General features: G+C 35.2%; 8 protein-coding genes and 1 tRNA gene. 6 read left to right on the forward strand and 3 right to left on the reverse strand.

Annotated features, from left to right (window positions below; all coding sequences use genetic code 11):
- Positions 1-6: 6 nt before the first annotated feature.
- The 3 genes from yidD to rpmH all read right to left on the reverse strand — a co-directional run bounded on the left by yidD (position 7) and on the right by rpmH (position 863).
- On the reverse strand, positions 7-219 hold the full coding sequence (gene yidD, locus BLV86_RS14810) for a membrane protein insertion efficiency factor YidD (protein WP_081828211.1): 213 nt from the start codon (positions 217-219) through the stop codon (positions 7-9).
- 82 nt (positions 220-301) lie between these two features.
- Positions 302-637 carry a ribonuclease P protein component gene (gene rnpA / locus BLV86_RS14815; protein ID WP_031554671.1) on the reverse strand — a complete coding sequence of 112 codons (336 nt, stop codon included), beginning with the start codon at positions 635-637 and terminating at the stop codon, positions 302-304.
- An 82-nt stretch (positions 638-719) separates the two neighbouring features.
- Positions 720-863 (reverse strand): 50S ribosomal protein L34, encoded by a 144-nt coding sequence (gene rpmH / locus BLV86_RS14820; RefSeq protein ID WP_029201227.1) that lies wholly within the window; start codon positions 861-863, stop codon positions 720-722.
- 404 nt (positions 864-1,267) lie between these two features.
- Between rpmH and dnaA the strand changes: the two genes are divergently transcribed.
- The 6 genes from dnaA to BLV86_RS14850 all read left to right on the forward strand — a co-directional run bounded on the left by dnaA (position 1,268) and on the right by BLV86_RS14850 (position 10,022).
- Positions 1,268-2,644, forward strand: a complete 1,377-nt coding sequence (gene dnaA / locus BLV86_RS14825) for a chromosomal replication initiator protein DnaA (protein WP_031554669.1) — start codon at positions 1,268-1,270, stop codon at positions 2,642-2,644.
- A 162-nt stretch (positions 2,645-2,806) separates the two neighbouring features.
- Entirely contained in the window at positions 2,807-3,928 is a 1,122-nt protein-coding gene (dnaN, locus tag BLV86_RS14830) for a DNA polymerase III subunit beta (protein WP_031554667.1), read from the forward strand.
- A gap of 7 nt (positions 3,929-3,935) precedes the next feature.
- Entirely contained in the window at positions 3,936-5,042 is a 1,107-nt protein-coding gene (gene recF / locus BLV86_RS14835) for a DNA replication/repair protein RecF (RefSeq protein ID WP_090819033.1), read from the forward strand.
- Between the two features lie 93 nt (positions 5,043-5,135).
- Positions 5,136-7,055, forward strand: coding sequence for a DNA topoisomerase (ATP-hydrolyzing) subunit B (gyrB, locus tag BLV86_RS14840; RefSeq protein WP_031554662.1), 1,920 nt, complete (start codon positions 5,136-5,138; stop codon positions 7,053-7,055).
- 20 nt (positions 7,056-7,075) lie between these two features.
- Positions 7,076-9,589 carry a DNA gyrase subunit A gene (gene gyrA / locus BLV86_RS14845; RefSeq protein WP_090819036.1) on the forward strand — a complete coding sequence of 838 codons (2,514 nt, stop codon included), beginning with the start codon at positions 7,076-7,078 and terminating at the stop codon, positions 9,587-9,589.
- Positions 9,590-9,932: 343 nt separating this feature from the next.
- Positions 9,933-10,022: transfer RNA gene (locus tag BLV86_RS14850), tRNA-Ser, on the forward strand.
- Positions 10,023-10,279: the final 257 nt, after the last annotated feature.

Here is a 10,279-nt window from a genome sequence, read left to right on the forward strand (position 1 = left end):
CTCCGGTTAAGGAACAGGATCATAACCGCCTTTTGACCAGGGATTGCAGCGTAAAATACGCCAAATGGCCAAACAACTACCATAAATACAACCATACTTTTTAATTGCCTCAACGGCGTATTGAGAACAAGTAGGAGTATACTTACAGTGAGCACCTATATATGGTGAAATACCTTTTTGATAACACCTGATTAAAAAAATCATTACTTTTGATATCATATAGAACTCCAAAAAATAGAAAAATCAATCTAAGTAATATATGTCAGCTCACTTCAAAACTCTAAAATACGATTATTATCGTTTATACTAAGATATGATGCCTATTCAATAAATTTAAATATTGTGATTCAAGTTGATTGTAATTGCAAAAGTTTGCTTTAAAACGAATTACTATAACGATGTCTAAACCCTTTTTTACTTTATTATCATTTAATCTGAAGATTTCTCTCATCTTTCTTGCAAATGTATGCCTTACAACAGAATTACCGATCTTTTTTGAACAGGAAATACCAATTCTGTTATGATCAAGTCCATTTTCAATAATATACATAACAAGAGCACCGGTCGCATGAGAAATACCGTTTTTGTAGGCAATCTGAAAATCTTTATTCTTTTTAATAGAAGGAAAACGTTTCATTTTCAAAACCCCACATTATCAAATATTAAATGAAAAAAGACCGCCATTTAATAGCGGTCTCAATCATAATTCAAATAAATTATTATACTGTTAATGCTGCTCTACCTTTTGCTCTTCTGGCAGCCAGTACCTTTCTTCCGCCTGCTGTAGCCATTCTAGCTCTAAATCCATGAACCTTGGCTCTCTGTCTTGTCTTAGGCTGTAATGTCATCTTTCCCTTATGCATACTGACACCTCCTTTTCTGATAAACTTTCAGGACTCCATTGATAATTAAATTTTCAATGTAGGACCCCTTAATAGCCCTTAGTCCTGAAGTACCTTCAGATCTAGGGTAAACATCGTTTGTATATTATAAGGAAATACCTATTTTTCGTCAATGTTTTTTTCCTTATGTTTATCAACAAATTTACCCACATTTCCACAGTATAATAATTTATCAACAAAATGTGTATATCTATGTGGATAAGTGTAATCTATGTTAATAAAAAACCTAATTATTACCTAATATTTAAAAAATCTTAGTGTGGAAAAATATCCCTATATGTATACTTATCCACATCTTAGATTGAAATATTATCCACACTTTGATATAATTTCTCTGTGATTTTATCTATTAAGGAGATCCTCACATGAGTGATTTTGAGTTAATTCGGAAGAATTGGGATGATATTCTGAAAAACATGAAAGAAGAACATGATATTTTGCAGGTATCATTTGACACATGGTTAAAACCCTTAAGATTATTTGATTTTATTAACGGTGAACTTCTGATAATAGTACCTGAAGAAGGATATAAAAAGATCCTTGATAAAAAGTATTCTCTTTTTTTAAAGGTAGCAATCGAGGAAAAAACAAATATTCCTGTTAATGTACTTTTTGTAATTGAAAGTGAAGCCAGAGAATATGTAAAGAAATTACAGATAGCTATCAATGATAAAAAAGATCCTTCTATTATATTAGAAGAAACTCTGAAAGAAGCAAATCTGAATACGGAATATACATTCGATACTTTTGTTGTTGGATCAAGCAATAATCTGGCTCACGCTGCGTCATTAGCTGTGGCAGAATCACCGGGTGAAATATATAATCCTCTGTACATTTATGGAGGAGCCGGTCTCGGTAAAACACATCTTATGCATTCAATTGCTCATTTTATCCTGAAAAATAATCCTACTGCAAAGATACGTTATGTTACATCAGAGACATTTATTAATGAATTTGTAGACTCCATAAGAAATAAGAATAATATGTCTCCGGCTGATTTCAGAAATAAATACAGAGAATTGGATGTACTTTTGATTGATGATATACAGTTCATCATCGGAAAAGAGGGAACCCAGGAAGAGTTTTTCCACACATTCAACACTTTATATGAAAATAAAAAGCAGATAGTAATAGCATCTGATAAACCACCTAAAGATATAGATAATCTTGAAGACAGACTGAGATCCAGATTCGAGGTAGGACTTATAGTAGATATACAGATGCCGGACTTTGAGACACGTATGGCTATTCTTCGTAAAAAAGAAGAGCTAATGCATGTAAACATTGATAATGAAATAATAAAATACATAGCTACAAACATTAAATCAAATATCAGAGAACTTGAAGGTGCTCTTACAAAAATAGTAGCTATGTCAAGACTCAAAGGACAATCCATAGATATAACCCTTGCGGAAGAACTACTAAAGGATCATATAACTCCTGACGGACCAAAGGAAATCACACCTGAGTTTATAATAACTACTGTTGCGGAACATTTCGGAATTACAAATATTGAAATAGCTTCACAGAAGAAGAATAAAGAGATTGTATTTCCAAGACAGATTGCTATGTACCTTTGCAGAACCATGACAGATGCACCTCTAAAGAATATAGGAGAATATCTGGGAGGCAGAGATCATACTACTATAATGCACGGAATAGACAAGATATCCACAGAATTACGCACAAATGAACAATTGAATTCCACAATTGAAACTTTGAAAAAGAAGATATCTCCATAGCATATATTTTATAAACATTTTATAAAATCGATATCAACATAGTTATTAAAGTGGATTTTTCAAGTGATAGAGCCATTAATTTTACTTTTTCACATTTCCACATCACCTATTAGTACTACTAAGAATTAAAATAAATAATTAATTTAAAGGAAAGGCTGCTTTATGAAATTACAGTTTAAGAAAAGTGATCTTACAAATGCTATTAATATAGTATCAAAAGCTGTACCATCGAAAACTACAATGTCTATATTGGAATGTATACTTCTTGATGCATCAAGTGGAAAAATACAGCTTGTTGGAAATGATACTGAATTTGGTATTGAAACTGTTTGTGAAGGAAGTATTGTTGAGCCAGGTAAGGTTGCATTGGAATCCAAAATATTTTCAGAAATTATCAGAAGATTACCGGAAGCTCAGGATGTTGAGGTTACTATCGAAACAGATTCAAGAAATAATACAGTAATTACCTGCGAGAATTCAGTATTTAAAATTGCGGGACGTGATGGAAACGAGTTTACTGCATTACCAAAGATTGATAAAACTCAGTCTTTATCACTTTCACAATTTACACTTAAGCAGATTATCTCACAGACTATCTTTTCTATTGCCATGAATGACAGCAACAAGAAAATGACAGGTGAATTATTTGAAATCCAGGATGATAACCTTACAGTAACATCACTTGACGGTCACAGAATTTCCATAAGACAGGTAAAGCTTAATAATTCTTATGATTCTGCTAAAGCAATCGTTCCCGGAAAAGCATTAAATGAACTTGTGAAGGTTCTGAATGGTGGAATTTATGACGAAGTGATCATGTATTTTTCAAAAAATCATATCATGTTCGAGTTTAACAACACTTTAGTTGTAACAAGACTGATAGATGGCGAATATTTCCACGTAGCACAGATGCTTTCAGAGGATTATGAAACAAAAATCACTGTAAACCGTAAAAATCTCCTTGATTGTCTTGAAAGATCTACGATATTTGTCAGAGATAACGATAAACAGCCACTTGTTCTGAAGATTGAAGAAAATGTTATGGGATTAAAGATCACAACAGATCTAGGAACAATGGATGCTGAAGTTGCTATTAAAAAGATTGGTAATGATCTGATGATAGGATTCAATCCGAAATTCCTGGTAGATGCACTCAAGAATATTGAGGATGAGGAAATTTCGATATATATGTCCATTCCACGTTCACCGTGTTTTATCAGGGATGACAGTAAATCCTATAATTATATGATCTTACCTGTAAATTTTAATGCAGATGCAGTGTAATTTTTAAATGATAATAGATTCATTAGAATTAAAAAATTTCAGGAATTATGAATCCTTAAAGGTGAGTTTGAGTCCGGGAACCAATATATTTTATGGGGATAATGCTCAGGGAAAAACCAATATTCTTGAATCGATTTTTTTAGCTTCAACTTCCAAATCCTACCGGATTGCAAAGGACAAGGATCTCATACAGTTTGGTAATGATGAAGCGCATATCAAAATGGAAGTAAGGAAACATGATGTGCCTTACAGGATAGATATGCACCTGAAAAAAAATAAATCAAAGGGAATTGCGATAGATGAGATACCCATAAGAAAAGCGTCAGAACTGTTTGGTATAGCCAATATTGTCAGCTTCAGTCCCGAAGATTTAGGATTGATAAAGGATGGACCTGCTGTAAGACGAAGATTCATGGATCTTGAATTATGTCAGTTGGATAAAATATATCTTTACAATTTAACAAGATACAACAGAGTTCTGGATCAGAGAAACAAACTGTTAAAGGATATTGCTATAAAGCCTTCATTAATCGATACCTTATCTGTATGGGACGATGAGCTCATAAAGTATGGGACTAAAATAATCGAGATAAGAAATATTTTTATTGAAGAGCTTAAAGATATAATAATTGACATACATCATCATTTAACAGGTGGAGTTGAAAAATTAGAGATAGTTTATGATGCGAATGCAGGCTCTCAGGATTTTCAAAATACATTATCCCGTATGAGAGAATCCGAGATAAGACAGCATATAACCTTAGTCGGACCACACAGAGATGACCTTCTTTTTTTGATAGATGGCAAGGACATAAGAAAATTCGGTTCTCAGGGACAGCAGCGAACGGCTGCATTAGCCTTAAAGCTTAGCGAAATTGAGCTGGTGAGAAAAAGAATTGATGATGATCCCATACTTTTACTGGATGATGTACTGTCGGAGCTTGATTCAAAAAGACAGAATTATCTTCTGGATCTGTTAAGTGAGACACAAAATATTATAACCTGCACCGGACTTGATGATTTTATCAATAACCGTTTTCATATTGATGAGCTGTTTCATGTAGTAAAAGGAACAGTTACAAAAATAAATGATAAGTCAAAAATATTATCTTAGATTACAACGTAATCTAAAATGATACACATTGAATATGGGGAAAAATAAATGGCAATCGAAAAAAATGATGATCTGTTAAAAGAAGAAGAACTTATGAAGGGTTCTGCTGATTATAATGCGAATCAGATTCAAATTCTGGAAGGTCTGGAAGCTGTAAGAAAAAGACCCGGAATGTATATAGGATCTACTTCCATAAGAGGTCTTCATCATTTGGTGTATGAAATTGTTGATAACTCTGTTGATGAAGCGCTTGCCGGATTTTGCAGCAGTATTCTGGTAACCATAAACAAGGATAATTCCATTACAGTTACTGATGACGGAAGAGGTATACCTGTTGATATCCAGAAAAAAGCAGGAAAACCGGCACTTGAAGTTGTATTTACAGTTCTTCATGCAGGAGGCAAATTCGGAGGATCAGGATATAAAGTATCAGGAGGTCTTCATGGAGTAGGTGCCTCTGTTGTTAATGCTCTTTCAAAGAATCTGGAAGTTTCGGTATTTAAAAACGGTAAGATCTATAACATGAAATTTGAAAGAGGAAAGGTTATTCAGGATATGACCGTAATAGGTGAATGCGATCCTGAAAAGCATGGTACAGAAGTACATTTCCTTCCGGATCCTGAGATTTTTGAAGAAACAGTATATGATTACGAAACATTAAAAGTAAGATTACGTGAAACAGCATTTTTGACAAAGGCTCTCAGGATAACTCTTCGTGATGTAAGAGACGAAGAAGTCCATGAAAAGTCATTCCACTATGAAGGTGGAATAAAAGAATTTGTGGGATATCTTAACAAAGGTAAAGAACCTTTGTATTCCGATGTTATTTATTGTGAAGGTGAAAGAGAAGGTGTGTTTGTTGAGGTTGCGATGCAGCACAATGATTCTTACTCCGAAAATACCTACACATTTGTAAATAACATAAATACACCTGAAGGTGGTTCACACCTGACAGGTTTTAAAAATGCGCTGACAAAGACATTAAATGACTATGCCAGAGAAAACAAGCTTCTTAAGGATTCTGAACCAAACTTAAGCGGTGATGATATAAGAGAAGGTTTAACAACAGTTATTTCTGTAAAAATAGGTGATCCACAGTTTGAAGGTCAGACAAAACAGAAACTGGGAAATTCAGAAGCCCAGACAGCGGTTCAGGGTATTGTCAGCGAACAATTGACATATTTTCTTGAGCAGAACCCCGGTGTAGCAAAGGCTATTTGCGAAAAATCGGTTTTAGCCCAGAGAGCCCGTGCTGCAGCAAGAAGAGCAAGAGATCTTACAAGAAGGAAATCTGCTCTGGATGGTGTTGGACTTCCCGGAAAACTTGTGGATTGTAATTCAAAGGATCCTAATGAATGTGAAATATTCATTGTTGAGGGAGATTCAGCATTAGGACCTGCCAAGGACGGAAGAAATGTTAATACACAGGCAGTTCTTCCACTCAGGGGAAAAGTACTGAATGTTCAGAAAGCAAGACTGGACAGAATCTATGCCAATGAAGAAATAAAGGGAATGATAACAGCCTTTGGTACAGGCATTAAAGAAGATTTTGACATTTCAAAGCTGAGATATAACAAGATCATCATAATGACTGATGCCGATGTTGATGGTGCTCATATAGCAACACTGATGTTAACATTCATATACAACTTTATGCCTGAGCTTATAAAGCAGGGTCATGTTTACCTTGCACAGCCGCCATTATTTAACATAACTAAAAATAAGAAACACTATTATTGTTATTCTGATGAAGAATATCAGGAAGTATTAAAGCAGATCGGAGCTGAAGGAGCTGATGTATCCAGATTCAAGGGTCTTGGAGAAATGGATACGGAAGAGCTGGCAGAAACCACCATGGATCCGGAAACCAGAACCTTACTGAGGGTCAATATGGTTGACGATGATAAGGCCGATCTTGACGTTACATTTACTACTTTGATGGGTGACCAGGTAGAGCCCAGACGTGAATTCATCGAAGAAAATGCAAAATATGTAACAAATCTTGATGTTTAACATAATTGGAGGAAAAGATTTTGGAGCCAAATGTTTTTGATAAGGTCCAGGATGTAGATCTCAAAAAAACCATGGAAAACTCTTACATTGATTACGCCATGAGTGTAATTGTATCAAGAGCTATCCCTGACGTAAGAGACGGACTTAAGCCTGTTCAAAGAAGAGTTCTGTACTCTTTGCAGACATTAGGAGTAACACCTGATAAAAAAACCAAAAAATGTGCGACCATAGTAGGTGAATGTATGGGTAAATATCATCCCCATGGAGATTCATCTATTTACGGTGCCCTTGTATATATGGGACAGGCATGGTCAATGCGTCATGTTTTGGTGGATAAGCAGGGTAACTTTGGCTCAGATGACGGTGATTCACCTGCCGCAATGAGATATACTGAGGCAAAAATGTCAAAGCTTGCGGGAGAAATGCTGGCAGGAATCAACAAGGATACTGTTGATTTTATGCCTAACTTCTCAAATGAGTATGATGAGCCCACTGTACTTCCTGCAAAATTCCCTAATCTTATAGTTAACGGTGCGACAGGTATTGCAGTTGGAATGGCTACAAATATACCTCCTCATAACCTTAAAGAAGTTATAAATGCTGTTGATCTTATCATCGATAACAGAATCAATGATAAAGAAACAACCATCGAAGATATCATGAAAGTAATTCCGGGTCCGGATTTTCCCACAGGAGGACTGATACTCGGAAGAAAAGGTATAGAAGAAGCATACAGAACCGGAAGAGGTAAGATAAAGATCCGTGCCGTATGTGAAATTGAGGCTATGCAGAACGGTAAACATCGCATAGTTGTTAAAGAACTGCCTTATGTTGTTTATCGTTCAAGAGTTATCGAAAACATAGCTGAGCTTGTAAAAGATAAAAAGATTGACGGTATCACATACATAAATGATGCATCAGGTAAAGGATCTACTGCAAAGATAAATATAGAATTACGTAAAGATGCAAATCCGAATGTAGTTCTGAATCAGCTGTATAAACATACACAGCTTCAGACAACATTTGGTGTAATTATGCTGTGCATCGTTAATGGTGAGCCGAAAACATTAAACCTCATGGAGATATTGGAAGAATATCTCAAGCATCAGGTTAATGTTTTCACCAGAAGAACCAGATATGATCTGAATAAAGCTCAGGAAAGAGCACATATTTTAGAAGCACTTTTAAAGGCTGTAGATCATATCGATGAAATTGTGCATACCATCAGAGCGGCTGCCAATACAGAAGAAGCAAAACTTAATATTTCTGCAAAGTTTGGTTTTGATGATGTGCAGGCCCAGGCAATCGTTGATATGCGATTAAGAGCATTAACAGGTCTCGAAAGAGGAAAGCTCAAGGAAGAATATGATGATCTTCAGAAAAAGATCGCATATTTTAATGAATTATTGAATGATCCTAAAAAAATGCTCGGAGTTATAAGAGAAGAAATTAATGTCATTGCCGACAAGTACGGAAATGAAAGAATGACAAAATTCGGTTTTGATGATTCATTGGATGATGAAGATCTGATTCCGGATGATGATACAGTCATCGCTGCCACCAGATTAGGATACATTAAACGTATGTCTCCTGAAAACTTTAAGCAGCAAAATCGTGGCGGTAAAGGCATTAAGGGCATGCAGACCATAAATGATGACATAATAGAAGATTTGTTTATGACGACAAATAAGCATTATATTATGTTCTTCACCAATACCGGTCGCTGCTTCAGAATAAAGGCATACAAGATTCCTGAGGCATCAAGAACATCAAGAGGAACAGCCATGGTAAATCTTTTACAGCTGGCTCCCGATGAATATGTGACTGCATCATTTGCAATTGATGATGATTATGCAGAATCAGATCAGTACCTTCTCCTGGCAACAAAGAACGGAACAGTAAAGAAAACTCCGATTTCAGAGTATACGAACATAAGAAAATCAGGTCTGATAGCAATTGCACTCAGAGATGATGATCAGCTTATAGAAGCAAAACTCATCGATAAGGATGAAGATATCATGATCGGAACAAAGTACGGAATGGCTATTCGATTTAACGAAAGAGATGTTCGTATTACAGGACGCAGTTCATATGGTGTACGAGGAATTACATTAACAGATGATGATGTAGTTGTTGGTATGCAGAAAATCAGTCAGGGAGACTTTGTTCTTGTCGTATCCGAAAAGGGCATGGGAAAACTTACCAGTACTGATGAATTTAAGCTTCAGAAGAGAGGCGGAAAAGGATTAAGATGCTATAAGATAACAGAAAAAACAGGAAATCTTGTAGGATTTAAGCTGACCGATAAATCAAGAGAGATAATGCTGATAACAAATGAAGGTGTTATCATCAGAATGTCTTTAAAGGATGCAAAGGATATCGGAAGAAATACTTCAGGTGTTAAATTCATGAATATAGATCCTGCTTCAAATGTTGTTATAGCTTCAATTGCCAAAGTCAGAGAATCAACAACAGAAGCTGATTTAAAGAAAGAAGAACAACTGAATGCAGAGTCCGATAATGATCAGGAGTAAAATGATCAATCGATAATCAGGTTTTGATTAAGATATTTATTTTATACAGATTTATGTATAAAAAATAGGATTTGCAGAACTTAGCGGGGTTTCCAAATAGTTATTCAGGATTAAACTTAAAATGACATGGTCATAGAAAAGACCATGTCATTTTTTATATTCAGATTTCAAAGATTTATACATATCAAGTATATAAAAATTGTATAAAGACTAGTTGACAGACAAATGTTTTATTGTTAATATACTAAGGCACCTCAAAAAAGGGGTGATATAAACGATCCTTAAACAAAAACCTTGGTAGGGACGTTTGAAGAATAATAGATTAAACTCTATGATTCAAAGTGGAGTAGTACTCAAGAGGCCGAAGAGGCGCCCCTGCTAAGGGTGTAGGTCGGATAAAACCGGCGCGAGGGTTCAAATCCCTCCTGCTCCGTTTTAACTTTTAAAAAAAGTTAAAAAAGCGTTTGACAAACTATCATAACTTTGATATTATGTCCGAGTTGCAAACGCAACAGAACCTTGAAAATCAAAGATCGATTAATACACAGACCCTGAAGATTCTATAAAGAAGATTCAGAAGCAGAAGATCTAAGAGATCTGAAGCGAGACCAAAAAGGTCTAAAGCGAAAATACAATCGCAGTAAAGAAAACGGACAAAACAGAAGCCAAGCTTAGTTTTGAACGGGAAGA

The sequence above is a fragment of the Oribacterium sp. KHPX15 genome (assembly GCF_900107835.1).
GTDB lineage: Bacteria > Bacillota > Clostridia > Lachnospirales > Lachnospiraceae > Oribacterium.